28 protein-coding genes are annotated in these 24808 nt (G+C 64.3%); 16 read left to right on the plus strand and 12 right to left on the minus strand.

All coding sequences use genetic code 11. From position 1 onward, the window contains the following. Nucleotides 1–141 precede the first annotated feature (141 nt). Together KI243_RS13920 and KI243_RS13925 are read right to left on the minus strand one after the other, a co-directional pair. Nucleotides 142–1293, minus strand: a complete 1152-nt coding sequence (locus tag KI243_RS13920) for an acyl-CoA dehydrogenase family protein (protein ID WP_017127573.1) — start codon at nucleotides 1291–1293, stop codon at nucleotides 142–144. Nucleotides 1294–1296: 3 nt separating this feature from the next. Beyond that, nucleotides 1297–2403: an enoyl-CoA hydratase/isomerase family protein gene (locus tag KI243_RS13925; RefSeq protein ID WP_178964138.1), complete on the minus strand. Its 1107-nt coding sequence runs from the start codon at nucleotides 2401–2403 to the stop codon at nucleotides 1297–1299. A gap of 263 nt (nucleotides 2404–2666) precedes the next feature. On the opposite strand from KI243_RS13925, the gene KI243_RS13930 reads away from it, so the two are divergent. Beyond that, complete coding sequence (locus KI243_RS13930) at nucleotides 2667–3017, plus strand: hypothetical protein (RefSeq protein WP_177082102.1); 351 nt, start codon at nucleotides 2667–2669, stop codon at nucleotides 3015–3017. Between the two features lie 81 nt (nucleotides 3018–3098). On the opposite strand, the gene KI243_RS13935 is transcribed toward KI243_RS13930, so the two are convergent. The 3 genes from KI243_RS13935 to KI243_RS13945 are packed head-to-tail and all read right to left on the minus strand — an operon-like array spanning nucleotide 3099 to nucleotide 5796. Then, a complete protein-coding gene (locus KI243_RS13935; protein WP_212811012.1) occupies nucleotides 3099–3740 on the minus strand; it encodes a TetR/AcrR family transcriptional regulator in 642 nt (213 codons plus the stop codon). A gap of 7 nt (nucleotides 3741–3747) precedes the next feature. Then, nucleotides 3748–4602 carry a 3-hydroxybutyryl-CoA dehydrogenase gene (locus KI243_RS13940; protein ID WP_212811013.1) on the minus strand — a complete coding sequence of 285 codons (855 nt, stop codon included), beginning with the start codon at nucleotides 4600–4602 and terminating at the stop codon, nucleotides 3748–3750. A 12-nt stretch (nucleotides 4603–4614) separates the two neighbouring features. Next, the gene (locus tag KI243_RS13945) at nucleotides 4615–5796 is read right to left on the minus strand and encodes an acetyl-CoA C-acyltransferase family protein (protein WP_212811014.1); all 1182 of its coding nucleotides are present in this window, start codon (nucleotides 5794–5796) and stop codon (nucleotides 4615–4617) included. A 211-nt stretch (nucleotides 5797–6007) separates the two neighbouring features. Between KI243_RS13945 and KI243_RS13950 the strand changes: the two genes are divergently transcribed. The 3 genes from KI243_RS13950 to KI243_RS13960 are packed head-to-tail and all read left to right on the plus strand — an operon-like array spanning nucleotide 6008 to nucleotide 7929. Next, nucleotides 6008–7036: an AraC family transcriptional regulator gene (locus KI243_RS13950; protein WP_017127568.1), complete on the plus strand. Its 1029-nt coding sequence runs from the start codon at nucleotides 6008–6010 to the stop codon at nucleotides 7034–7036. A gap of 42 nt (nucleotides 7037–7078) precedes the next feature. After that, on the plus strand, nucleotides 7079–7477 hold the full coding sequence (locus KI243_RS13955) for a carboxymuconolactone decarboxylase family protein (protein WP_017127567.1): 399 nt from the start codon (nucleotides 7079–7081) through the stop codon (nucleotides 7475–7477). 29 nt (nucleotides 7478–7506) lie between these two features. Further along, entirely contained in the window at nucleotides 7507–7929 is a 423-nt protein-coding gene (locus KI243_RS13960) for a VOC family protein (protein ID WP_017127566.1), read from the plus strand. 7 nt (nucleotides 7930–7936) lie between these two features. Here KI243_RS13960 and KI243_RS13965 read toward each other — a convergent pair whose 3' ends face one another. Then, nucleotides 7937–8155, minus strand: coding sequence for a hypothetical protein (locus tag KI243_RS13965; protein ID WP_212811015.1), 219 nt, complete (start codon nucleotides 8153–8155; stop codon nucleotides 7937–7939). 287 nt (nucleotides 8156–8442) lie between these two features. Between KI243_RS13965 and KI243_RS13970 the strand changes: the two genes are divergently transcribed. Genes KI243_RS13970 through KI243_RS13985 form a run of 4 tightly spaced genes read left to right on the plus strand, consistent with a single transcriptional unit; the run spans nucleotide 8443 to nucleotide 12938 of the window. Further along, the gene (locus tag KI243_RS13970; RefSeq protein ID WP_212811016.1) at nucleotides 8443–9429 is read left to right on the plus strand and encodes a sugar ABC transporter substrate-binding protein; all 987 of its coding nucleotides are present in this window, start codon (nucleotides 8443–8445) and stop codon (nucleotides 9427–9429) included. Continuing rightward, nucleotides 9429–10973 carry a sugar ABC transporter ATP-binding protein gene (locus KI243_RS13975; RefSeq protein WP_212811017.1) on the plus strand — a complete coding sequence of 515 codons (1545 nt, stop codon included), beginning with the start codon at nucleotides 9429–9431 and terminating at the stop codon, nucleotides 10971–10973. The genes KI243_RS13970 and KI243_RS13975 overlap by 1 nt, the downstream gene beginning before the upstream one ends. Further along, complete coding sequence (locus KI243_RS13980; RefSeq protein ID WP_017127563.1) at nucleotides 10960–11967, plus strand: ABC transporter permease; 1008 nt, start codon at nucleotides 10960–10962, stop codon at nucleotides 11965–11967. Before KI243_RS13975 ends, KI243_RS13980 begins: the two co-directional genes overlap by 14 nt. Then, nucleotides 11964–12938, plus strand: coding sequence for an ABC transporter permease (locus KI243_RS13985; RefSeq protein WP_212811018.1), 975 nt, complete (start codon nucleotides 11964–11966; stop codon nucleotides 12936–12938). The genes KI243_RS13980 and KI243_RS13985 overlap by 4 nt, the downstream gene beginning before the upstream one ends. Here the strand turns inward: KI243_RS13985 and KI243_RS13990 are convergent. The 4 genes from KI243_RS13990 to KI243_RS14005 form a co-directional block, all read right to left on the minus strand. After that, a complete protein-coding gene (locus tag KI243_RS13990; RefSeq protein WP_177119230.1) occupies nucleotides 12935–13693 on the minus strand; it encodes a DJ-1/PfpI family protein in 759 nt (252 codons plus the stop codon). The two genes, KI243_RS13985 and KI243_RS13990, sit on opposite strands and share 4 nt — an antisense overlap. An 85-nt stretch (nucleotides 13694–13778) precedes the next feature. After that, complete coding sequence (locus KI243_RS13995; protein ID WP_103032986.1) at nucleotides 13779–14957, minus strand: acetyl-CoA C-acetyltransferase; 1179 nt, start codon at nucleotides 14955–14957, stop codon at nucleotides 13779–13781. Nucleotides 14958–14971: 14 nt separating this feature from the next. Continuing rightward, nucleotides 14972–15631, minus strand: coding sequence for a CoA transferase subunit B (locus KI243_RS14000; RefSeq protein WP_017127560.1), 660 nt, complete (start codon nucleotides 15629–15631; stop codon nucleotides 14972–14974). 32 nt (nucleotides 15632–15663) lie between these two features. Continuing rightward, on the minus strand, nucleotides 15664–16362 hold the full coding sequence (locus KI243_RS14005; protein WP_017127559.1) for a CoA transferase subunit A: 699 nt from the start codon (nucleotides 16360–16362) through the stop codon (nucleotides 15664–15666). 142 nt (nucleotides 16363–16504) lie between these two features. Here KI243_RS14005 and KI243_RS14010 point away from each other — a divergent pair, with 142 nt between their 5' ends. The 5 genes from KI243_RS14010 (at nucleotide 16505) to KI243_RS14030 (ending at nucleotide 20312) form a co-directional block, all read left to right on the plus strand. Then, nucleotides 16505–17407 carry a LysR family transcriptional regulator gene (locus tag KI243_RS14010; protein ID WP_042936020.1) on the plus strand — a complete coding sequence of 301 codons (903 nt, stop codon included), beginning with the start codon at nucleotides 16505–16507 and terminating at the stop codon, nucleotides 17405–17407. 69 nt (nucleotides 17408–17476) lie between these two features. Continuing rightward, entirely contained in the window at nucleotides 17477–18046 is a 570-nt protein-coding gene (locus KI243_RS14015) for a DUF4174 domain-containing protein (protein ID WP_178991499.1), read from the plus strand. Between the two features lie 68 nt (nucleotides 18047–18114). Next, the gene (locus tag KI243_RS14020; RefSeq protein WP_017127556.1) at nucleotides 18115–18885 is read left to right on the plus strand and encodes a class I SAM-dependent methyltransferase; all 771 of its coding nucleotides are present in this window, start codon (nucleotides 18115–18117) and stop codon (nucleotides 18883–18885) included. A gap of 66 nt (nucleotides 18886–18951) precedes the next feature. Then, nucleotides 18952–19347: a GFA family protein gene (locus KI243_RS14025; RefSeq protein ID WP_042935958.1), complete on the plus strand. Its 396-nt coding sequence runs from the start codon at nucleotides 18952–18954 to the stop codon at nucleotides 19345–19347. Nucleotides 19348–19526: 179 nt separating this feature from the next. After that, entirely contained in the window at nucleotides 19527–20312 is a 786-nt protein-coding gene (locus KI243_RS14030; RefSeq protein WP_017127554.1) for a sulfite exporter TauE/SafE family protein, read from the plus strand. Here KI243_RS14030 and KI243_RS14035 read toward each other — a convergent pair. Further along, the gene (locus tag KI243_RS14035; protein WP_177082112.1) at nucleotides 20294–21214 is read right to left on the minus strand and encodes a LysR substrate-binding domain-containing protein; all 921 of its coding nucleotides are present in this window, start codon (nucleotides 21212–21214) and stop codon (nucleotides 20294–20296) included. The genes KI243_RS14030 and KI243_RS14035 overlap by 19 nt on opposite strands. Before the next feature lie 147 nt (nucleotides 21215–21361). Here KI243_RS14035 and KI243_RS14040 point away from each other — a divergent pair, with 147 nt between their 5' ends. Both KI243_RS14040 and KI243_RS14045 read left to right on the plus strand, forming a co-directional pair. Beyond that, nucleotides 21362–22066, plus strand: coding sequence for a pirin-like bicupin family protein (locus KI243_RS14040; protein ID WP_178991726.1), 705 nt, complete (start codon nucleotides 21362–21364; stop codon nucleotides 22064–22066). Continuing rightward, entirely contained in the window at nucleotides 22063–22926 is an 864-nt protein-coding gene (locus tag KI243_RS14045; RefSeq protein ID WP_177116389.1) for an SDR family NAD(P)-dependent oxidoreductase, read from the plus strand. The genes KI243_RS14040 and KI243_RS14045 overlap by 4 nt, the downstream gene beginning before the upstream one ends. Here KI243_RS14045 and KI243_RS14050 read toward each other — a convergent pair. Continuing rightward, complete coding sequence (locus KI243_RS14050; RefSeq protein WP_017127550.1) at nucleotides 22915–23661, minus strand: SDR family oxidoreductase; 747 nt, start codon at nucleotides 23659–23661, stop codon at nucleotides 22915–22917. The genes KI243_RS14045 and KI243_RS14050 overlap by 12 nt on opposite strands. A 254-nt stretch (nucleotides 23662–23915) precedes the next feature. Between KI243_RS14050 and KI243_RS14055 the strand changes: the two genes are divergently transcribed. Further along, nucleotides 23916–24803 (plus strand): LysR substrate-binding domain-containing protein, encoded by an 888-nt coding sequence (locus tag KI243_RS14055; protein WP_280529443.1) that lies wholly within the window; start codon nucleotides 23916–23918, stop codon nucleotides 24801–24803. The last annotated feature ends 5 nt before the right edge of the window (nucleotides 24804–24808 follow it).

A 24808-nucleotide genomic window follows, 5' to 3' on the forward strand; every position in this document is an offset into this window, starting at 1 on the left:
CCCACGAAGGGGCCCTTGAGGCTTGCAGCGCTCTTGCCGCCGTCTTCGCGGGCAAGCCCGCTCCCACACCGATCGGGTCAACCGCAAATAGGTGACCAACCAAACCTGTGGGAGCCGGCTTGCCGGCGATGTTTTCTGGCGTTACACCAGATAGTGCCTGAGTTCCCGGGCGATCAGCATCCGCTGGATCTCGCTCGACCCTTCGTAGATCTGCGTGATCCGCGCATCGCGGTAGTAGCGCTCCACCGGATAATCCTCCAGGTACCCGTAGCCGCCATGGATCTGCATCGCTGACGAGCAGACCTTCTCGGCCATTTCCGAAGCGAACAGCTTGGCTTGCGAAGCCTCCGACAGGCACGGCTGGCCCGCGCTGCGCAGGCGCGCCGCGTGCAGGATCAGCAGGCGCGAGGCGTTGATCCGGGTATGCATGTCGGCCAGCATATTGGCGATGCTCTGGTGCTCGATGATCGGCTTGCCGAACTGCACGCGGTCCCGGGCGTAGGCCAGCGCGGCCTCGAAGGCGGCGCGAGCGATGCCCAGGGCCTGGGCGGCGATGCCGATGCGGCCGCCTTCCAGGTTAGACAGGGCAATCGCCAGGCCCTTGCCACGCTCACCCAGCAGGTTGGCTTCGGGCACGCTGCACTGGTTCAGCGTGACGGCGCAGGTGTCCGAGGCACGGATGCCCATCTTGTGTTCGGTGCGGTCGACGATAAATCCAGGGGTGTCGGTGGGGACGAGGAAGGCGGAAATGCCTTTCTTGCCCAGTTCCGGGTCGGTCACGGCAAAGACGATCGCCAACCTGGCCCGTTTGCCATTGCTGACAAACTGCTTGGTGCCGTTGATCACCCACTGGCCGTCCTTCAGTTCGGCACGGGTGCGCAGGTTGTGGGCTTCTGAGCCGGCCTGGGGTTCGGTAAGGCAGAAGCAGCCGATGGCCCGGCCGGTGGCCAGCTCTTCCAGCCAGGTTTCCTTCTGGGCCTGGCTGCCGTAGTTGAGGATCGGTCCGCAGCCGACCGAGTTGTGGATGCTCATCAGCGCACCGGTGGCACCGTCGCCGGCGGCGATTTCTTCCACAGCCAGTGCGTAGGCCACATAGTCGACATAGGTGCCGCCCCATTCCTCGGGCACCACCATGCCCAGCAGGCCCAGTTCGCCCATCTTGTTGACGAGGCCGTCGTCGATCCAGCCGGCCTTTTCCCAGGCCTGGGCATGCGGCGCGATCTCGCCACGGGCGAAGTCCCGGGCCATGTCGCGGATCATCACTTGTTCTTCGCTCAGTTCGATATCGTGCATGGTTCAGTTCCTGCCCGTGTCGAGGCCGTGGAAAAAGCGGGCGACCTGCTCGGGCCGCAGCGCCTGCAGGGTCGGTGGGTTCCAGCGGGGCTTCTTGTCCTTGTCGATCAGCAGGGCGCGCACGCCTTCCATCAGGTCCCCGTGCTCGAACCACTGGCGGTCCAGGTGCAGTTCCAGGGCGAAGCATTCCTCCAGGCTCAGGTGCCGGCCACGACGGAGCATCTCCAGGGTCACGCCCATGGCCAGCGGTGAACGGGTCTCCAGCAGGTCGGCGGTTTCCCGGGCCCACTCATGGCTGTCGGCGACGGTCACTTCCCGCAACTGCTCGACCATGCTGGGCACGTCGGGCAGGGCGAAGAAGTGGTCGATGGCCGGGCGCAGCTTGTCCAACGGGGCATCGGGCAAGGTCTGCACGCCGAGCCTGGCCAGCAGGCCCTGCAGGTCCTTGAGGGGCGTGTCGTGCCACTCCAGCTGGTCGAGGCGCTGGTCCAGTTCGTTGAGTTTGTCGCTGCTCAGATACCAGTCGGCGAGGCCGCAATACAGCGCATCGGCGGCACGGATCTGGCTGCCGCTGACTCCCAGGTAGAGACCGATTTCGCCGGGAATGCGCGGCAGGAAATAGCTGCCGCCGACATCCGGGAAATACCCGATGCCGACTTCCGGCATGGCCAGCCGGCTGCGCTCGGTGACTACCCGCAGGTCGGCGCCCTGTACCAGGCCCATGCCGCCGCCGAGGACAAAACCGTCCATCAGCGCCAGCACCGGCTTGCGGTAGTGATGGATGCTCAGGTCGAGGGCGTATTCCTCGACGAAGAAATCTTCGTGCAGGCGCCCGCCACTCTGGTAGCTGTCATGGAGCGAGCGGATATCGCCGCCGGCGCAGAATGCACGGTCGCCGGCTCCGCGCAGGGTGACGGCGTGGACATGCGGATCCTCGGCCCAGGCATCGAGCTGGCGTTGCAGCAGGCGGATCATGTCCAGGGTCAGGGCGTTGAGGCCGGCGGGGCGGTTGAGGGTCAGGTGGCCGATATGGTTGCGCACGTCGGCCAGGACGTCGGCCGAGGTGTTGTCGAAATCCGTGGCAGCGGAGGATGAAACCCGAGCAGTCATTACTAACTCCCTGCTTTTATTGTCTTTTTGAGTGCGTTCGGCGGACGAACGATGGTCGATCGTAACAGTGCAAATTTGCCCGATACAACCGGGATAAGTGCAGGTCTTGTCTGCATTTATGCCTGTTCGAGTGGGGCCATGGATAGTCTGGACCAACATGCCGCGGTTGCAACCCGTATCTGAACCATGCGGGTGGAAATCAGATTCGTATTGCGCGGACTCAATGCTAAAGTCGCTTCTTTTTTTCGGAGCAGGGAACGGTCATGCGGATGTTAATCGGGGCGTTGGCGACAGTAGCGTTGGCGGGGTGCATGAGTCCCGGCATGAATCAGACCCGCACCACCGGGCCGACCAAGACCTTCACCTCGGCCAAGGCCGACAATGTCGTCGCCCAGTGCATCCAGTTCTCCTGGCAGGACGAGGCGGTCTTCGACGTGGATGCCGCGGCCTACCTGCAACCGGGCTACAAGGGCGGTTCGACCGTCTATACCCGCGGTTCGGAGTATTTCGTCGATGTCCGCCGCGACGCCGAAGGCACGGTGGTCGACTACTACGCCACCACCAGCAAGCCGATCGGTGCCCGGCGACTGGCGGCGGTCGCGACCTGCCTGTGATGGCCTGATCCGACCGGCAGCCCGCTTCGTCGAAGCGGTTGGCCGTCGTTCGAGGAAGATCTGACGGGTTGTGCCTGAAGGCTAGCGGGGACCGGAGCCTTTGTGTGCGAGCGCGCCCTTTACCGCCCCCAGCGCGATGTCATGCATCAGTGCGCGATAGGTGCCCGGTTCCAGCCCCGCTTCATCGGTCCAGGCCGGCAGGTTGTTCAGCAGGCAGAAGAAGGTGCGCACGGTGGTCAGCGCCAGGGTCTCGTCGGCTGACAGGCCCAGGGGCTTCAGCAGCTTGATCAGGTGGCTTTCATAACGTCGACGCAGCACCAGCACCACGGCCTGGTGCGAGGCCTCCAGGCAGTGGAACTCGTGCTCCGCGACCCGGAAGAAATCGCCCTTGTCGCGATGCAGGTCCAGATGGGCGGCGATCAGTTCGTCCAGGCGCCTTTGCGCCGAGCGCGAGGCCCGCACCGGTGGGGTGACGATGTCCAGCAGGTCCAGGTAGAGGCTTTCGATCAGCTCGAACAGCAGGGCTTCCTTGCTCTCGATATGGTTGTAGATGGAGCCCGCCTGGATGCCCAGGTGTCCCGCCAGTTCCCGCAGGCCGACCTGGGCGAACCCGCGCCGGGCAAACAGCGCCACGGCTTTTGCCCGGGTCTCCAGGTGGCGCGAGGCCCTGGCCGGGATGACTTCTCCCGGCAGCGGCGGGGTGGCGAGGGCGGCCCGGGCCATGGCCGTCTCAGCGCTCGTACGAGTAGAAACCGCGGCCGCTCTTGCGACCCAGGTAACCGGCAGCGACCATTTCCTTGAGCAACTGCGCCGGCCGGTATTTCGGTTCATCGAAGCCCGAGTGCAGGCTCTCCATGATCGCCAGCAGGGTGTCCAGGCCGATCAGGTCGGCCAGGGCCAGCGGGCCGATCGGCTGGTTGCAGCCCAGTTGCATGCCGGCGTCGATATCCGCGGCGCTGGCCAGGTCTTCCTGGAGCACGAAGATCGCCTCGTTGATCATCGGGCAGAGGATACGGTTGACCACGAAGCCCGGGCGGTTGCGCGCGGTGATCGCCGTCTTGCCGATCTGCGTGGCCAGGGCCAGGGCGCTGGCGTGGGTGGCATCGCTGGTCTGCAGGCCGCGAATGACTTCCAGCAGGCCCATCATCGGCACCGGGTTGAAGAAGTGCAGGCCGATAAAGCGCTCGGGCAGGGCGATGGCCGCCGCCAGCTCGGTGATCGACAGTGACGAGGTGTTGGTGGCGATGATGCATGTGTCGTCCACGACTTCGGCGATCTGCTTGAGGATGCGCTTTTTCAGCTCAAGGTTTTCCGTGGCGGCCTCGATCACCAGCTCGGCATCGGCCAGCACCGCGTAGTCGCTGCTCAGGCGGATGCGGCCCAGCGCGGCCTGTTTGTCCTCGGCACTGATCACGGCCTTGCGCACCTGGCGGTCCAGATTGCCGGTGAGGGTTTCCAGGCCCTTGTCCAGGGCGGTCTGGGACACGTCGATGAGGCTGACCTGCAGGCCCGCGACCGCGCAGACCTGGGCGATGCCGTTGCCCATGATGCCGGCGCCGATCACGGCGATACGTTGAATAGTCATAGGTGTTGTCCTTCAGATTCGTTCGAAGATGACCGCGATGCCTTGCCCGCCGCCGATGCACATGGTCGCCAGGCCATAACGCCCGCCGGTACGGTGCAATTCATGGATCAGCTTGGTGGCGATGATCGCGCCGGTGGCACCCACCGGGTGGCCGAGGGCAATCCCCGAGCCGTTGGGGTTGACCCGGGCCGGGTCGAGGTCCAGTTCCTGGCTGACCGCGCAGGCCTGGGCCGCGAAGGCGACGTTGGCCTCGATCACGTCGAGGTCGGCGACGGTCAGGCCGGCGCGCTTGAGGGCCAGGCGGGTGGCCGGGATCGGGCCGAGGCCCATCAGCTCGGGTTCGACCCCGGCGTGGGCATAGGCCACCAGGCGGGCCAGGGGTTTGAGGCCGTTGGCCTGGACCGCCGTACCGGTCGCCAGCAGCAGGGCGGCCGCGCCGTCATTCAGGCCCGAGGCGTTGCCGGCCGTGACCGTGCCGTCTTTCTTGAAGGCGGTGCGCATCTGCGCCAGTTGCTCCAGCGAGGTGGCGCGCGGGTGTTCGTCGACACTGAACAGCTCGGTGCCCTTGCGGCTGCGCACTTCCACCGGGACGATCTGCGAGACGAAGCGACCCTCGTCGATGGCGCGGCGGGCCCGCAGCTGTTCTTCCAGGGCCAGGTCATCCTGCATCTGACGGGTGATACCGTTGCGTTCGGCGATGTTTTCCGCGGTGATCCCCATGTGGATGCCATGGAACGGGTCATGGAGAATGCCGAGCATGTAGTCGATCGCCTGGACATTGCCCATGCGCGCGCCCCAGCGTGCCGATGGCAGCAGGTAAGGGCCGCGGCTCATGGATTCGGCACCGGCACCGATGGCCACTTCGGCATCGCCGAGCAGCAGGGTCTGAGCCGCCGAGACAATCGCCTGCAGGCCCGAACCGCAGAGGCGGTTGACGTTGTAGGCGGGGGTTTCCTTGGGAATGCCGGCGTTCATGGCGGCGACGCGGGACAGGTAGGCGTCCTGGGTGTCGGTGGGGATCACATTGCCCATCACCACATGGCCGACCAGGGCCGGGTCGAGGTCACTGTGTTGCAGGGCGGCCTTGACGGCGGTGGTGGCCAGTTCGCTCAGGACGACATCCTTCAGGGCGCCGCCGAAGGTGCCGATGGCGGTCCGGGCGGCGCTGACGATATACACTTCGGGCTTGGACATGGGGCACTCCTGGTTTGTTGTTGTGATCGACAGGCGGAGCAGGTCGCGACCTTGCAGGAGCCGGCTCCCACGGGGTTCGGCAATCCGCACCTGTCACCCGATCTGAAGTAAGGTTCACCTGGCCGATAAGTCTAGGGCCGGGTGTCGGTCCGGCCTATGCCGAAACTGCTCAGTAAAATTGTTATTTTTTGCCATATGCAGCCTGGGATTCATGAAAGAAAAACATTCGGTGTCGTCGTATTTCGTCAAGGCCCTGCTGGTGCGCTTTCTCGACCGTCCACAGCGGGTCGCCGAGCTGTTGCAGGCGGCGGGTTTCAGCGAGCGTTCCGTGGACGAACTGGGCGAAAGGGTCGCGCCCAGGCTGCTGGCGCAACTCTGGCTGACGGTGATCCGCGAGCTGGGCGATGAGTTTTTCGGCTTCGATTCCCACGGCATGCCCATCGGCAGCTTTGCCCTGATCTGCCGTGGCCTGATCCAGGCGCCGACGGTGGGCAAGGCGCTGGGGCTGTCCCTGGAGTATTTCGCGCTGTTCCTGCGCGATATCCAGGCCCAGGTGCAGGTACGGGGCAAGCGGGTGGTCGTGGTGATGAAAACCGCTACCGGGGATCCCTACTTGCAGGCGGTGATCACCGAAACCTTCCTGATCCTGATCGTCGGGCTGATGTGCTGGCTGGCCGGGCGGCGGATTCCCATCAGCCGCGCGCGGTTTGCCCATGCCCGGCCGCCCCACGGCGACGAACACCTGCTCTGGGGCGCCTACGTGGAATTCGATGCGGCCATCACCGAGATCGAGTTCGACCGGGAGTACCTGCGCCTGCCGGTGTTGCAAGACCGCAAGTCGCTCTATACCTTCCTGCGGGACGCGCCGCAGTCGGTGTTCATCCGTTTCCGCAATCGCGAAGGCTTCAGTGCCCGTGTCCACCAGCGCTTGCGGGCCTGTGGCTACGACCACTGGCCGACCCTGGAACAACTGGCCGGCGAGTTCGGCATCCACCTCGCCAGCCTGCGCCGGGCCTTGCAGCGCGAAGGTTTTTCCTATCAGGAGATCAAGGACGAAGTCCGCCGGGCCATGGCCTTCGAACGGCTGCGCGGCAGCAGCCTGAGCATTGCCGAGATTGCCCAGGAAGTCGGCTTCCGCGAGCCCAGCGCTTTCCACCGGGCCTTCAAGCAGTGGACCGGGGAGAGTCCCGGGAGCTTTCGTTCGCGCGGGCGATGCGGTACATCTGATCCCTCGCTGTAGACCTTGATCATTCACCGGTATCCATTCCCCCGAGGACCGTTCATGTCATCCAAGCATCTGATCGAATACGAAGAAGCCAGCCCCGAAGTGCGGGCGGTGTACGACGACATCATGCAGACCCGCAAGGTCGAGCAGGTCAACAACTTCTGGAAATGCCTGGCGGCCCATCCGCCGACCCTGCGCCGGACCTGGGAAAGCCTCAAGGAAATCATGGCCCCCGGTGCGCTGGATCCGTTGACCAAGGAACTGATCTACGTCGCCGTCAGCGTCACCAACAATTGCCCGTACTGCATCGCTTCCCATACGGCGGCGGCACGCAAGGCGGGGATGACCGAGGCGATGTTCGGCGAGTTGCAGGCGGTGGTCGGCATGGCCAACGAGACCAATCGGCTGGCCAACGGTTACCGTATTCCGCTGGATGATGCGTTCAAGCTCGACTGAGACCGCCAACCCACCCCAGGACGACTGCCATGTTCAGCCATATCCAGCTTGGAGCGCGGGACCTGCCGCGCATGATTGCGTTCTACGAAGCGGTGCTGGCCGAACTGGGCCTGGTGCGCATGGACGATGACCAGGACAACGGCCCCCCCGGCGCCGGCTGGCAGTTGCCGGGGCGCGGCTGGCCGCAGTTCTTTGTCCAGGAGCCGTTCAACGGCCTGCCGGCGACCTGGGGCAACGGGGTGCAGGTGAGCTTTGCCGCGCCGTCCCAGGCGGCGGTGCGGGCCGCCTGGAACCGGGCCCTGGCGCTGGGTGCCAGGGATGAAGGGGCGCCGGGCCTGCGCCCCGATTACTCGGCCGATTATTACGGCGCCTATTGTCGCGACCCGGAGGGCAACAAGTTGTGCTTTGTGCATACGCCGGCCCTGGAAACGCTTCTGTCCGGCGGCATATAGGCGCTCGTCAGTTGGCGTTGCTTTCGTCGATGCGCGCCTTGGCGTCTTCAATTGAACCGAAACCGCCGGTGGAGGCATAAGGGTCCGCATCAGGATCGGCGTCATTGACCAATTGCCCAACTCCTGGTCGCAAGACATAAAAAGGAGCCTTGTTTTTGACCTCCGAGGTGATGGTGTAGCCTTCGTAATAGATTGGATTGTTCTCGCTCGGGCCGTTATCGCTCATGGCATTTCTCCCAAAAGCATCTCAATCGGTGAAAGTGACTGCTGCCGACAATGTGAGCCGTGCCGAGACGGCTGGCTACTGTCAGAAATGACAGTCTTGAATACCTTTCGTCGGTTTCTGCGCAACTGTTGCCAGGGCAACAGTGATTCGACATTTGTTCCCCGGATGTACAGGGCCTGATAATCGGTTGCGTCACAACTTATTGATTTTATTCGTTTAAAATAATGGCATGGGCTCTGCAATACGATCGGGTGAACCCTTTCACCCGTCGCTCAGCGGAGCCCCGTATGCCTTGCACCCGTTCCCTGTTTTCACCTCTTGTCTGGCTCGGCGCAGCGTTGCTGCTGGGCCACGCCAGCGCCTCCCTGGCCGCCGAAGGGGACTACACCGTACCGTCCCTGGCCGGCAAACGCATTGCCGTGAGCATGACCGGCACCAGTCATTATTTCGATATCAAGGCGTTCCAGGCCCAGGTCGACGAGATCAAGCGTCTCGGTGGCACGCCGATCACCCTGGATGCCGGGCGCAATGACAAGAACCTGGTGACCCAGTTGCAGACGGTGGTCACCCAGAAGCCCGACGCGGTCATCCAGACCCTCGGCACGCTCAGCGTCATCGATCCCTGGCTCAAGCGCATCAGCAAGGCCGGTATCCCGCTGTTCACCATCGATGCGCCTTCGCAGTACAGCCTCAACAACACCACCTCGGACAACGTCGCCACCGGCCGCGCCCTGGCCGATCAATTGATCAAGGATGCCGGTGGCAAGGGCCGGATCCTGGTATTCAACGGTTTCTACGGCGTGCCGGTCTGCGCGATCCGCTACGACCAATTGAAGCTGGCGCTCAAGGACCACCCGCAACTGGAGATCATCGAGCCGGAACTGCGCGATGTGATCCCCAACACTGTGCAGGATGCCTACTCCCAGGTTTCCGCCTTGCTCAACAAGTACCCGGCAGGCAGCATTTCGGCGATCTGGGCCGCGTGGGACATCCCGCAACTGGGCGCCAGCAAGGCGCTGATCGACGCCAGGCGCACCGAGATCAAGACCTACGGCGTGGATGGCACTCCGGAGGTGCTGGAGTTGCTGGGCCAGGCGGATTCACCGGTGGGCGCGGTCGTCGCGCAGCAGCCGGCACTGATCGGCAAGACCGCGGTGCAGAACGTCGCCCGCTATCTGGCCGGGCAGCATGACCTGCCCAGGGAAACCCACGTACCGACATTGCTGACCACCGCCAGTAACCTGGCGCAGGTCCAGCAATTGCGGGGTGACTGATGACGGCAGCCCCGGCATTGCACCTGGAGCATCTGCACAAGCGCTTCGGCGCGACCCTGGCGCTGGACGATGCGAGCCTGAAAGTCGAGCGTGGCACCATCCACGGCCTGGTGGGCGAGAACGGGGCGGGCAAGTCGACCCTGATCAAGATCCTGGCCGGTATCCACAAGGCGGACTCCGGGCAGTTGCGCATCGACGGCCAGCCGTATGCCGCGTTGTCACCACGCCAGGTGGAAGCCCTCGGTGTGCAGTTCATCCATCAGGAGCGACTGTTGCCGACCCGTTTCACCGTGGGCGAAGCGCTGTTTTTTGGCCATGAGCTGCGCCGTGGCCCCTTTGTCGACCGGCGCCGGCAGCAGCGCGAGGCCGAGCGCCTGCTGGCGGAATATTTCGACCTGCAACTGCCGGCGGGGGCGCTGGTGGGCGAGTTGAACAGTGCCGAACGCCAGGTGCTGCAGATCACCCGGGCGCTGATCCGCAAGCCGAAGATCCTGGTGTTCGACGAGCCGAGCGTGGCCCTGGTCAAGCGCGAGGTCGACCAGTTGCTGCGGATCGTCAAGCGCTTGCGCGACCAGGGTTTGTCGATCCTCTACATCTCCCATTACCTGCAGGAGATCGACAGCCTGTGCGATCAGGTCACGGTGTTGCGCAATGGCCGGGATGTGGCAGTGGTCGAACCGCGCCAGACCTCCAGCGCGCAGATCGCCCGGTTGATGGTCAATCGCGAGGTCCGCGAGATGTACCCCAAGGTGCCGGTAGAGCCCGGCGAGGTGCTGCTGCGGGTGCGCTCGCTGAGCCTGGCCCGGCGCTATCGGCAGATCGACCTGGAACTACGGCGTGGCGAGATCGTCGGCCTGACCGGGTTGGTCGGCTCGGGCGCCAAGGACTTGCTCAAGACCCTGTTTGGCGTAGTCCGGGCCGACAGCGGCAGTATTCACCTGGAGGACCGTCTGTTGCGTCTGCGGTCGCCGGGCCAGGCCATCGCCGCGGGGATTGCCCTGGTGCCTGAAGAGCGGCGCAGCCAGGGGATCGCCCCGGTTCTCTCGGTGCTGGAGAACCTGACCCTGGCCGGACTCCGACGCTTCAGCCGTTGGGGTTGGCTGAGCCGGCGCGAGGAACAGGCGGAAAGCCTGCGGCTGATCGATGAGTTGGCAATCAAGACGCCGGGGCCCCAGGCCGCGGTCAGTCAGCTCAGCGGTGGCAACCAGCAGAAGGTCGCCCTGGGCAAATGGCTGAGCCGACGTTCGGCGGTGTACCTGCTGGACGAGCCCTGTGTCGGTGTGGATGTCGGGGCGAAGGTGGAGATCTACCGCTTGATCGGGCGCCTGGTGGCAGAGGGGGCCGCGGTGCTGGTGCTGTCTTCGGACCTGCCGGAACTGCTCGGTATCAGCGACCGGATCCTGGTGCTGCATCGGGGCGAGATCGCCGGCGAGTTCCGCGCCGCCGAGACTGACAGCGACCAGTTGCTGGCCTGTGCCACGGGCGCGGTGCGGGCCCGGAGCATCGGCTCGGCGAGCAGGGAGGTGGCGCATGTCCCGGCCTGATGAGTTGTCCCTTGCGAGCACTGCGCCGGGCCTGTCCCGGCGTTTGTGGGTGCTGCTGTTGCGGCGGGGTTCCCTGGGCGTGTTCCTGGTCATTCTGCTGGGGTTTGCGCTGGCGGCGCCGAACTTTCTGTCCGTGGGCAATATAGCCAATGTCTTCAGCCAGTCGGCGATCCTCGGGGTACTGGCCTTCGGCCTGACCTGCGTGATCATCGGCGGCGGCTCGAATGTGCTGGCGGGCGGGCTCGACCTGTCGCTGGCGGCCAACCTGGGGCTGTGCGCGGCGGTGTTCAGCCGGCTCAACAATGCCGGCCTGGATCTCTGGGCAAGCCTGCTACTGACCCTGGGCTGCGGCCTTGCGGTGGGTCTGCTCAATGGCCTGGCCGTGGTGGTGCTGCGCTTGCCACCGTTGCTGGCGACGCTGGCGAGCATGAATGTGCTGGCCGGGCTGGAACTGGTCCTCACCGAAAATACCGTGGTGCCCACCGATTCGCCGTTGCTCGACCTGCTCAGTGGCGGGACCTGGCTGGCGGTGCCGGCGTTGGCCTGGGTGCTGCTGGCGATGGCCGGATTGCTGACCCTGTTGATTCAGCACAGCGCTTATGGACTGCGCCTGCATGCCGTCGGCGAGTACCCCCAGGCTGCGCAGGCGGCTGGGATTGCGGTGACGGCCTACGTGTTTTCCAGCTATCTGCTGTCGGGGCTGTGTGCGGCCGTGGCGGCGTTGTGTTCGGCAGCCTTCTTCAGCGGCAGTACCACCGGCTCCGGTGACATGCTGCTGTCGGTGGTGGCGATTGCCTTTCTCGGCGTGGTGTTTTCCCGGCGGCTGGTGGCGAGTATCCCCGGCACCTTGCTGGCGACCCTGTTGATCGGCTTTCTCATCAACGGCTTTCAGCTGCTGAACCTGTCCAGTTTCTGGGTCAACGGGGTGCAGGGTGTACTGATCCTGCTGGTAGTCGCTGCTTCCAGTGCACTGAATCGAGGTGAACCTTCATGAGGGCCGTGCCTGCATACCCGGTGGCGAGCGTGCGCTCGTTGCTGCCCTTCACCTTGCCCCTGGTATTCCTGGGGATTGTCCTGCTCTTTGCCTGGCTGGCGCCGGGCTTTCTCAGCAGTGGCAACCTGAAGAGCCTGGTGCTGAACAATTTTGTCCTGCTGGCCATTGTCTCTATCGGCATGACCTACGCGGTGGCGGCGGGTGGGATCGACCTGTCGGTCGGCACGGCGCTGGATTTCGCCAGCTTCGCTTTTGTCGTGCTGCTCAATGCCGGTCACGGGCTCGCCGTAGCCGTGCCAGCAGCCCTGGTGGCGGGTTTGCTGGTGGGAGCGGTGAACGCGGGCTTGATTGCCGGGCTGCGGATCAGTCCGTTCCTGGCAACCCTGGGCACCTTGTTTATCGGCACCAGCGCCCAGCAGTTGCTGTCGGACGGCGGTCAGCCCATCTATATCGCCCAGGCCTTCAAGCCGGAACTGGCGAGCCTGAGTCCGTTGGGCCTGCCCTTGCCGTTGCTGATCGTGATCGGCCTGGCCCTGGTCTATGGCCTGGTTCTGGCCCGTGGTCGCCTGGGCCGTGAACTGCTGGCCCAGGGGACCCAGCCGTTGCTGGCGTATTACTCGGGATTGTCGGTGCGACGCATCATCACCAGTGTGGTCCTGGCCGCTGCCCTGGCCTGCGGGTTGGCAGGGATCCTGCTCAGTTCCACGGTCGGCGCCTACGTGCCGCTGTCCGGCAATGCGTTCCTGCTCAACGCCATTGGCGCGGTGTTCATCGGTACTACCTTGAATCGCCAGGGCCGGGCGAATATTCCGGGAGCGTTGCTGGGTGTGCTGTTCATCAATGTCATCGCCAATGGCCTGCTGTTGATCGGCTGGAATTTCTACTGGCAGCAGGTCGCTACCGGCGTGCTGATCTTCATCGTCCTGGGCTTCAGCTTTGTCAGCCGCCGATTGCTGGAACGGCAGGCCTAAGTGGTGCGCGGCTGCTTGAGCATCTGCAGCCATTCAGCGGCAAGGCGATGGCAGTCACCCGGCCAGCGGGCGGTCAGCAGGTTGCCGTCGCGGACCACGAAGCCACGCCCGGGTTTGCTCGCCGAGTCACGCAGCAGTGCCGGTGGCCCGGGGACAAAGTCCTTCGGGCTGGCCAGTGCGGCCTTGATCTCCGCCTCGACGGTTTGCGGGTAGGTGCGATAGTAGCGACCGAGCCAGGGCGCGGTGATCAGCCAGGCCGCCAGTTCCATGCTGGCCGCCAGCAGGCCGGTGACCTTGCGCCCGTACAGCACCGAGCGCCCGGTATCCGGGTCGAGGGTGCGGGCCAGCAGCAGGGGACCGTGGCAGACCGAGGCGAGCGGTTTGTCGGTCTTGAAGAAATGCAGCACGATGCGTTGTGCCGCGTCCGACTCGAGCAGGCTGCGCATGCCCTCGGCATGGCCGCCGGGAACCAGCAGGCCGTCGAACTGAGCGGGGTCGACCTCGGCGTAGGTCTGCGGCTGCTGGAAATGCGGGTCGGCTAGCATCGCCTGGTAGCTTTGCAGATCGGCCTTGCGGGTCATCAGCAACGGGTTCAGCAGGCCGAAACCCTGTTCCACCAGGCGTGGATCGGCATGGGCCGGGGTGCCTTGCGGAGTGGCGAAGCGAACGTCGATACCGGCGCGATGCAGGTATTGCCAGGGCACGCTGCTTTCGGTGGGGTCGTAATCGGAGTGGGGCAGCAGGACAAGAATCATGCGGTTGGACTCGCTCGATGCGCAAAGGGGCATCGATCGAGGATAGCAGCAGAGCGGGCAAGCCCGCTCCGCCCGTACGCCGGGTCTAGCGCTCGATGGCCAGGGCCACGCCTTGACCGCCGCCGATGCACAAGGTCGCCAGGCCTTTTTTCGCATCGCGCTTGATCATCTCGTGCAGCAGGGTCACCAGCACCCGGCAGCCCGAGGCGCCGATCGGGTGGCCGAGGGCGATGGCGCCGCCGTTGACGTTGACCTTGGCCGCGTCCCAACCCAGTTCCTTGCCCACCGACAGCGCCTGGGCCGCGAAAGCCTCGTTGGCCTCGATCAGGTCCAGCTGTTCCAGGGACCAGCCGGCCTTGTCCAGGCAGCGGCGGGTGGCGCTGACCGGACCGATGCCCATGATCGCCGGGTCGACGCCGGCATTGGCGTAGGCCGCGATCTTCGCCAGGACCGGCAGGCCGAGGGCCTTGGCCTTGGCGGCGCTCATCAGGATCACCGCGGCGGCGCCGTCGTTCAGCGACGAGGCGTTGCCGGCGGTGACCGTGCCGTCTTTCTTGAAGGCCGGCTTGAGCTTGCCCAGGGACTCGGCGGTGGTGCCGGCGCGTGGCTGTTCATCGGTGGCGAACGCCAGCGGATCGCCCTTGCGCTGGGGAATCAGGATCGGCGTGATTTCGTCGACAAAACGCCCGGCCTCGATGGCAGCCACGGCTTTCTGCTGCGACGCGGCGGCGAAGGCATCCTGGGCTTCGCGGCTGATCCCGTACTTGTCCACCAGGTTCTCGGCGGTGATGCCCATGTGGTAGTCGTTGAACGCATCCCACAGGCCATCGCTGATCATGGTGTCGACCAACTGGCCATGGCCCATGCGCAGGCCGGTGCGGGCGCCGGGCATCACGTAGTTGGACAGGCTCATGTTTTCCTGACCACCGGCGATGATCACCTCGGCATCGCCGCAGCGTATGGCCTGGGCCGCCAGGTGCAGGGCCTTGAGGCCCGAGCCGCAGACCTTGTTCAGGGTCATGGCCGGTACCGCGTGGGGCAGGCCGGCCTTGATCGCGGCCTGGCGCGCGGGGTTCTGGCCGGCGCCGGCGGTCAGCACCTGGCCCATGATCACTTCATCGACCAGGGCACCGTCGAGGCCGGTCTGGCTCAGCAACTGGCGGATCACCGCGGCACCGAGGTCGACGGCGCTGATGCTGGCCAGCGAACCCTGGAAGCTGCCCACCGCGGTACGGGTGGCGGCGACAATCACTACATCTTGCATCGCTTCATTCCTCATCAGGAAAACTGCATTTCAGGCACGTGGTCGGGAACGATCAGTTTACCCGCGGTCTTGCTGACAATCTCTTCGACGCTGACGCCAGGTGCGCGTTCCTTGAGGACAAAAGCGCCATTTTCGATTTCCAGGTAGGCCAGGTCGGTCAGTACGCGCTTGATGCAGTTGGCGCCGGTCAGCGGCAGGCTGCAGCGTGGCAGCAGCTTCGACTCGCCGTCCTTGGAGGCGTGGGTCATGGTGACGATGATGTTCTCGGCACCGGCCACCAGGTCCATGGCGCCGCCCATGCCCTTGACCAGCTTGCCGGGGATCATCCACGAGGCGATGTTGCCCTGCACGTCGACTTCGAAGGCGCCGAGCACCGTCAGGTCGATATGGCCGCCGCGGATCATCGCGAAGGATTCGGCGGAGGAGAAGATCGAAGCGCCGATACGGGCCGTCACGGTCTGCTTGCCGGCGTTGATCATGTCGGCATCGACTTCATCTTCGCTGGGGAAGGAACCCATGCCGAGCAGGCCGTTTTCCGATTGCAGCATGACTTCCATGCCGGCCGGGATGTAGTTGGCGACCAGGGTCGGGATGCCGATGCCGAGGTTCACGTAGAAGCCGTCCTGCAGTTCGCGGGCGACGCGCTGGGCCATTTGTTCGCGGGAAAGTGCCATTTATTGTTCTCCGTTAGTCGAGGGGCCGGGGCTTACTTGCGCACGGTGCGCTGTTCGATGCGCTTCTCGAACGTGCCGCAGATGATCCGGTCGACGTAGATGCCAGGGGTGTGGATCTGCGCCGGGTCCAGTTCGCCCGGTTCGACGATCTCCTCGACTTCGACCACGGTGATCCTGCCCGCGGTGGCGGCCAGCGGGTTGAAGTTCTGGGCGGTGTGGCGATAGATCACGTTGCCGAAATGGTCGGCCTTCCAGCCTTTGACAATGGCGAAGTCACCGGTGATGGACTCTTCCATCAGGTACGGACGGCCATTGAATTCGCGGGTTTCCTTGCCTTCGGCGACGGGGGTGCCGTAGCCGGTGGCGGTGAAGAAGGCCGGGATCCCGGCGCCGCCGGCGCGCATTTTCTCGGCCAGGGTGCCCTGGGGCGTCAGGACCACTTCGATCTCGCCGCTGAGCAACTGCTTCTCGAACAGGGCGTTTTCGCCCACATAGGAGGCCACGACCTTGCTGATCTGCCGGTCTTCCAGCAGTACGCCGAGGCCGAAACCGTCGACGCCGCAGTTGTTGGAGACCACGGTCAGGTTGCGGGTGCCCTTGCGCTTGATCTCGGCGATCAGGTTTTCCGGAATGCCGCACAGACCGAAGCCGCCGGACAGCACGGTCATGCCGTCTTCCAGGCCGGCGAGGGCTTCCTCGTAGGACGCCACGCGTTTATCGAAACCTGCCATATGCACGATCCTCTTTTGTTGTTCGTGGCCCGAGCGGCCTTTGAGTAGAGTGTTGCTCCGGGAAATATATTTGTTAAGTTGATTTTTAGGTTTGATTGATTGATAAAGCTCAATAATAGCTATTCATGCCGAGACGATGCCGATGACCGTCAAACAGCTTAGGGCCTTTCTCGCCGTTGCCCAGAGTTTAAGCTTCGCGGTGGCGGGCGAACGTCTTTACTTGTCGCAATCGGCCCTGAGCCTGACCATCAAGGCGCTGGAGGAAGGATTGGGCGGCCGCCTGTTCAGTCGCAATACCCGCAATGTCGCGCTGACTCCGGAGGGCGAAGCCCTTGTGCCCCTGGCCCGGCGACTGATCGCCGACTGGGACAATGCCGAGGACGAGCTGCGCCAGCGCTTCACCCTGCAGCGTGGCCGGGTGACCCTGGCGGCGATGCCGTCGTTTGCCGGCAACCTGCTGCCGCCGATCCTCAAGACCTTCCGTGCCCGTTATCCGCAGGTCAATGTCGCGGTGAACGACGTGGTCAACGAGCAGGTGCTGGAGATGGTGGGCGATCGCCAGGTGGAGTTGGGGGTGGCGTTCGAACCGTTGCAGAACTCGTCGCTGACCTTCACGCCGTTGTATGTCGATCGTTTCGTGGCCGTGGTCCCCGCGGATTCGCCGTTGGCCGAGCGCGAGGAGATCGACTGGAACTCGTTGCTCAAGGAGCCCTTTATCACCCTGCAGCGCCCCTCCAATGTGCGGGTGATGCTGGAGGAGCACCTGCGGGCGCGGGATATGACCCTGCCGGTGGAGTTCGAGAGCCATCAGTTGGCGACGGTGGGGCGGATGGTTGCCAGCGGCCTGGGCGTGAGCGCGGTACCGGCATTGTGCGTCGGGCAGATGCGCGAGCTGGGCGCCCGTTGCATCACCTTGCATGATCCGGTGGTGGAGCGGGCCATCGGCGTGCTGACCAAACCAGGCCATGAACTGTCCGCCGCGGCCCAGGCGCTGTTCGATATCTTGTTGGAAGAAAGATCCCGTTACCTGAATTTTGAGAAATAAGTCGGTCTGGCATGGATCTTTTCCTACGATGCGCAATCATTACCCCATGAATATTCAAAGGAGGTGTGTATGTTCATCCGGTCTCTGACCTTCGCTGCGCTGTCGCTGCTCGTGTCCGGCCCCTCGTGGGCGGCCGATATCGATTCTCCGCTGACCCAGGACTACGGGAGAAGCCGGGCGTTGATCGTGATCGCGCCGAGTACGGCGGACCCGACCCTGGTCAGCCTGAAAAAGGCCCTCGACGACCCGGCCAACCAGAAGGCCTTCGACGAACGTCAACTGGTGCTCTACGAAGTGGCGCAGACCGTGGGCAAGCGTGCCAACAAATACATGGAACAACCGACCACCATGGCCCTGATCCGTGGGCTCAAGCTGGGGGTCACGCCCGAGGGCAAGTCCACGGTGATCCTGGTGGGCAAGGACGGCCAGCAGAAAACCCTCGAGCATGACGGGCCGTTGCCGTTGAAGGACGTGTTCAGCGCGGTCGATGCGTTGCCGGCCTCGGAGAAGGAAACCGTGGCCCCGACGCCACCGCCACCACCGGCGGCCGCCGAGGCCAAGCCGGCGAAAGGCGCCAAGCCTGGCAAGGCGGAAAAACCGGGTAAAACGCCGCCTGAGCCCAAGGCGCTGGATGACTGAGCCTGTAACATGAACCGGGTAATATGAACCGGGTAATACCCAGCGGATCAATCTACCAGGGGCTGAGCATGTCGGGCGTTCACAAGGCTGCACAAATCGGTTTCAGCGCTGAAGCAAAAACCTATGCCCAGGGGCGCCCTGACTATCCCGTCGAGCTGCAGTCCTGGCTGCGCGACACCCTGGGTGTCGACGCGCAAGGGCAGGCGATCGACCTCGGTGCTGGCACCGGCAAGTTCACCCGCCTGCTGGTGGCGACCGGCGCCACGGTCACCGCCATCGAGCCGGTCGAGGCGATGCGTGCCGAACTGGCCGCCCGCCTGCCGGCAGTGCGGGCCTTGCCGGGCACCGCCGAGGCCATGCCACTGGAGTCAGGGTTTGCCGACACCTTGCTCTGTGCCCAGGCGTTTCACTGGTTCGCCCACGAGGCGGCGCTGGCCGAGATCCACCGTGTGCTCAAGCCCGGTGGTCGGCTCGGGCTGGTGTGGAATGTCCGGGACGAGTCGGTTGACTGGGTCGCGGCGATTACCCGGATCATCACCCCCTACGAGGGCGACACACCACGTTTCCATACTGGTGCCTGGCGCAAGCCTTTCACCGGTCGCTACTTCTCGGCGCCCGAACTGAGTTGCCTTGGTTATACCCATGTGGGCACGGCCCGGGAAGTGATCATCGACCGCTTCATGTCGGTCAGTTTCATTGCCGCGCTGCCGCCCGCCGAAAAGGCCCAGGTTGGCGGGCAACTCCAGGAACTGATCGACACCCATCCGGCCCTGAGGGGGCGCGAGAGCATTGCCTTCCCTTATCGGACCGAGGCCTATCGCTGCATGCGCGTGGAATAGCGGCTGTCAGTCCCGATGGCGCCACGCTAGGATGGCGCCCCAGTACTGAGGGTGATCGAGGCAGGCATGAAAGGCAGTTGTGCATGTGGAACCGTTGAATACGAGGTCGATAGTCTCGATATGCCCATAGGGCATTGTCACTGTCATACCTGCCGTAAAACCCATGCGGCTGTGTTTGCCCCCACGGCTGGGGTGCGGCGCGAGCATTTTCGCTGGGTCAAGGGCGAGGAGGCATTGACGGTCTTCGAGTCCTCACCTGGCAAGCTGCGGCATTTCTGTTCGCGATGCGGTTCGCACCTGATGGCCGAGCGGCCACACCTGCCACTGGTGATCCTGCGGATCGCCACGCTGGATGATGACCCGGGACTCATTGGTCAACACCATATCTGGGTGTCCCACGACCTGCCGTGGCTGGCGTACGAAGAGGGTGCCCGTTATCCGGAGTGGCAGCCGGGGCGGTGAGCGCAAGCTTGTCGCCCCTGTCTTCGGCCTGCCACCCGCCATTTTCAGTGAGAAAGATCCGGAAACCGTTGGTCCCTGGTTATAACGTTAGATTATATTCTTATAAACGGTCATAACATTAGCCGCTATGCTGCCCGCCAGTTTTTTTGTCGTCTCGCTAGATTCTCCAGGGTGTGCTAATGGATGTCGGTAATTTCGGTTTTGTCGTGGCAGGCTTGGTGGTCGGCTTTATCGTTGGGTTGACGGGTGTCGGTGGCGGTTCTCTGATGACACCGATCCTGCTGTGGTTCGGTATCAACCCGGCGACCGCCGTGGGCACCGATCTGCTGTACGCGGCGATTACCAAGTCCGGCGGCGTGCTGGTTCACAAGAAGAACGACAATATCGACTGGAAGATCACCGGCTGGCTGACCCTTGGCAGCGTGCCGGCGGTGCTCTTGACCCTGTGGTTCCTGAGCAGCCTGCATACCGCGCCTGAAGCCCTGAACAGCGTGATCAAGCGGTCGCTGGGTTTTGTGCTGCTGCTGACGGCGCTGGCGGTGCTGTTCAAGAACAAGCTGCTGGCGTTTGCCCATCGGCGGGGTGTCGATCATTCGCTGATCAGTGCGCCGAAGTTGAACGGGCTGACGGTGCTGACCGGCCTCATCCTCGGCACCATGGTCGCCTTGACCTCCATCGGCGCCGGCGCCCTGGGGACGGTGGCGCTGTTTATCCTCTATCCGTTTCTGCCGACCCGGCGCCTGGTGGGCACGGAGATCGCCCATGCGGTGCCGCTGACCCTGGTAGCAGGTCTCGGGCATGCCAGCATGGGCAACATGAACTGGGAACTGCTGGGCTTTTTGCTGATGGGGTCGCTGCCGGGGATCTATATCGGCAGCCATCTGACCGGGCGGGTATCGGACGGGTTGTTGCGACCGTTCCTGGCGGCGATGCTGTTCTCGATCGGCTACAAGCTGGTGTTCTGAGATCGCTGTGGGTTGAATCCGGCCAGCAGGGCGTCCAGCACGCCGCGCACGGCGGGGACCATGCCTCGCCGGGAAGGGAAGATGGCATGCAGGCTGCCGGCGGGCGATGGGCGCTCGGGCAGGACCGGCAACAGGCGGCCCCGCGCCAGATCGTCCTGTACCAGGTTGGCCGGTAGCTGGGCGATACCGATTCCCCTCAGGGCGGCGGCACGGAGTGTCTCCAGATCGTCGGTGGCCAGCCTTGGCTGGTGGCTGAAGACAACCGGATGCGGTGCCAGGAAATGCCACTGGTATTTGTCGTTGGTGTTGGCCATGGCCAGGGTCGGCATGCCCGCCAGATCGTCCAGGTCAGTGAGGGCAGGGTGCTGCGCCAGCAAGGCCGGGCTCGCCACCAGGATGCGCCGGGAGTCGAGCAGGGGCAGCAATGTCAGGTCCGAATCTTCGAGCGGCAACAAGCGTACCCGCAGGGCGATATCCAACCCTTCCTCGATGATATCCACGCGCCGGTTGGTGGCATCGAGCATGATCCGTACCGCCGGATTGTCCACCATGTACTGCGTCAGAATCTCCCTGGCGCCCATCTGCAGCACGCCCAATGGGGAACTGATGCGTACCACGCCCTGAGGCGAGGCGCGCGTCTGGTCAATGGCGGTCTTCGCCGCCCGGGCTTCCTCCACCAGCGCCACGCAGTGCTGGTAAAACAGCCGGCCGGCATCGGTCAACGAGATCCGTCGCGAGTTGCGATTGAGCAGGCGCACTCCCAGCTCCGCTTCGAGAGCGGCGACGCGCCGACTGAGCTTCGAGGTCTGCAATCCCAGGACCTGCGCCGCCGCGGTGAATCCGCCGTGGTCCACCACTTTGGCGAAGAGGTACATGTTGTTCAGGTCGGTCAGATGATCCATGGCCAATCTCATAGGGTGCGCACCGTTCTATTTTCTACAACCTATCGTTGTTTTTGAAGCTGTTCTTCCGGGTTCATTTCAAATTTATCCTCTTCACATAGGGCAACCGGCCGCCTTTGGCCGTTCATCTACTGTGCAGGCACCGATATGTTGGAGCATCGATTCAAGGCCGATCTCGGCGGCGGCGACTTTGGTTGGCTCAAGGCCCACCATCACTTCAGGGTCAGCGCCGATGGCAATCCCGCCCATCGGCCGCTGGGGGCGCTGGTGGTCTGGAACGATGACCGGATTGCGCCCGGCACCGGTTTTCCCATGCATGGCCATGAAAGCATGGAGATCGTTTCCTATGTGCTGGAAGGCGCGGTGAGCCATCGCGACAGTCTTGGCGGGGAAGGTCGTACCGAGTCCGGTGACGTGCAGGTGATGAGTGCCGGCACGGGCATCCGGCATGAAGAGCGCAATGCCGATGGTGTCCCGTTGCGGCTTTTCCAGATCTGGTTGCGGCCGCGGGAAAAAGGCGGGCTTCCCGCCTGGGGCACGCGGCCTTTTCCCAAGTCTGATCGGGCCGGTCAATGGGTGGTGCTGGCCAGCGGGTTGCCGGGTGATGAAAGCGCCTTGCCGATCCGCGCCGATGCCCGGGTTCTCGGCGCGACGCTCAAGGCCGGGCAGCGCCTGGATTATCGCTGGTCGCCGGCATCCCAAGGCTACCTGGTACCGGCGTTCGGGGCGCTGACGGTCAACGGCGAGCGGGTCGAGGCGGGGGACGGTCTTGCCGTGAACGAGGAGGCCGAGTTGCTGGTCGAGGCGATCGAAGACACCGAAGTAGTGCTGGTCGAGGTGCCTGGCGCATGAATACGATCATCATGACCGGCGGGACGTTCGGCCTGGGGCAAGTGACGGCACAGCGACTGGCTGAGGTCCCTGGCACACGATTGATCATCGGCGGGCGCACGACCCGCCTGCCGCTGGAACTGGCGAGCCTGGACAGCGTCCGGCAGTTCGCCCGGCAAGTGATCGAGTCGCTGGGCAGCACGAAGATCAATGCCCTGGTGCTCAACGCCGGGCTGGGCTTTCCGACCGCGGCGCGCACGGTGGACGGCTACGAGAGCACCTTTGCGGTCAATCACCTGGGCCACTACCTGCTGCTGCGCCTGCTGGCGCCGGCGCTGGCCCGTGAGGCCATCGTGGTGCTGACGACCAGCAATACCCATGACCCGCAGTTCAGTCCGGTGGCGCCGTTTTCCTCCGTCGATGCGCAACAACTGGCCCATCTTGACCTGGGCAAGGCGGTGCGGGGCAGCGTCCCTTTCGAATCGGGATTCCGGGCCTATGCCACCTCGAAGCTGTGCAACCTGCTGACAGCGCGTGCCTTCGAGGCGTTGCCCGAGACCCGCTCGCGCCGGATGCGGGTGATCGCCTACAACCCGGGTTATGTCCCCGGCACCGGCCTGGGGCGCAACCTGCCTTCGGGGGCACTGCCGGCGCCGCCTTCGGCATTGAGCCCGTACTTCGCCGAGGGTATGCGCCTGCAGGCCGGCGAGCTTCTGGCTGACCTGGCATTGGGGCGGATTGTCCCGCCGAAAGGGCGTCTGTACGCGTCCCTGGTGAGAGGCGAGCTGACCTGGCCGGAACCGTCCGAGCTCGCTCGCCGTGATGAGGTGGCCCGGCAACTGTGGCAAGACAGTGCGCGGTTGTGTGCCCTAGAAGTGTGAAAGACCGCCGTCGACAATGATTTCCGAACCGGTCATGAACGACGAGTCGTCACTGGCGAGGAACACCACCGTGCGGGCAATTTCCTCCGCCTCACCAAAACGCCCCAGCGGTACCTGGGACTCGATGCTGGCGGCGACCGCGCTGAGCTCGGACTCCGACAGTCCCAGCTTGCTGTGGAACGGAGTGCTGATCGGGCCGGGGCTGACCGCGTTGACACGGATACCCCGTGGCGCCAGCTCCGCGCCCAGGGTCAGCGCCAGGGAGCGCACGGCGGCTTTGCTGGCCGAGAGGATCGACAGGCCCGGCGCACCGACACGGTTCAGGAACGAGGTGGTCAGGATCACGCTGCTGCCTGTTACCAGCAGGGGCGAGGCTTTCTGGACAGTGAAGAACAGGCCTTTGAAATTCAGCGCGAACTGTTCATCGATCTGCTCTTCGGTCACGGCTTCCAGGGGCGCGGCGGTGCCGGCACCGGCGTTGGCAAACAGCACGTCGATCTGTGCATGGCGGCTGCGGATGGTGTCGATGACACGTGCCAGGTCGGCTGGCTTGCGCAGGTCCGCGCTGATCACCAGGGCCTCGGGGCCGAGTTCGCGGCGGGCTTCTTCAAGGCGGCCCGGATGGATACCGGTGACGATGACCTGGGCACCTTCGGCGCGAAATTGGCGGGCGGTTTCCAGGCCGATACCGGAAGTGCCGCCAGTGATCAGGGCAACTTTGTCGGTCAGTTTCATGGTCGTTCTCCATCGAGGGGTTGAGAGTCTGTGAGGCTGTTCTGGCCTGGGGACCACTATCGTCGCCGGTGAACTGGTCGCCAAATCAGAAGATCTGTGCACCCGGGATAGAAAAACTGTGCTGCCTGAATCCAGGTCCGGGCCGGGCCCCTGGGGCTGAAAATTTTCATTCCTGTTTTCCCGGCGGACGGACACAATGGGACTGGTTTGAACGATCAGGTCCACCTCATGAGAGCCCCCATCATCTGAATGCCCTGCGCGCCTTTGAAGCCGCCGCCAGGCATCTGAGCTACGTCCGTGCCGCCGAAGAACTGAACGTGTCGCCCGCGGCTATCGGGCAGTTGGTCAGGGGACTGGAGGACACCCATGGGGTGGTGCTGTTTCATCGCTCGCGCAGCGGACCGGCGAGACTGGAACTCACCGAGGTGGCGGTATCCGCGCTGGCGGATCTGCAAGCCGGCTTCGATCTGCTGAGTTCGGCGGTAGCCCGGTTCAAGGCCGGCGAACACAGCCCCGGCATCACCGTGACCGTACCACCGGCCTTCGCGGACAAGTGGCTGCTGGCGCGTGTGGAAGGTTTCCAGACGTTGTATCCGCAGTACGAGCTGCGGCTCGATACCAACGGCAGACTGGTGGACTTCGCCACGGACCGCATGGACCTGGGCATCCGCTTCGGCGCGGGACACTGGCCGGGCCTGACAGTCACCTACCTGATGGCTGAAGAGTTCTTTCCGGTGTGCAGTCCGGCGCTGTTGAGCGGCGCGCATCCATTGGCGAGCGCCGCGGATCTTCAGCATCATCCGCTGCTGCACGACGTTTCCATGCGCGGTGTCACGGCGTTCCCCACCTGGGAAACCTGGCTGCGCCGGTCAGGCTTCGAATACGACGATGCCCGGCGCGGCTTGCAGATCAACGACTCGGCGGCGGTGATGCAGACCGCTATTTCCGGGAATGGCGTGGCGCTGGGCAGGCGCAGCCTGGTGGCGGCTGACTTGGCGGCGGGCCGCCTGGTCAGGCCGTTCGGTGATGCACTGTCGTGTGATCTGGCGTACTACATCGTGCAGCGGGAGGGGACCGAGGGTTCGCCGGCGGCCGAGGCGTTCAAGCAGTGGTTGCTGGCGCAAGTGGCGTGCGATCGATAGCGCCG

It is taken from the genome of Pseudomonas sp. Ost2, from assembly GCF_018326065.1.
GTDB classification, from domain to species: Bacteria; Pseudomonadota; Gammaproteobacteria; order Pseudomonadales; family Pseudomonadaceae; genus Aquipseudomonas; species Aquipseudomonas gingeri.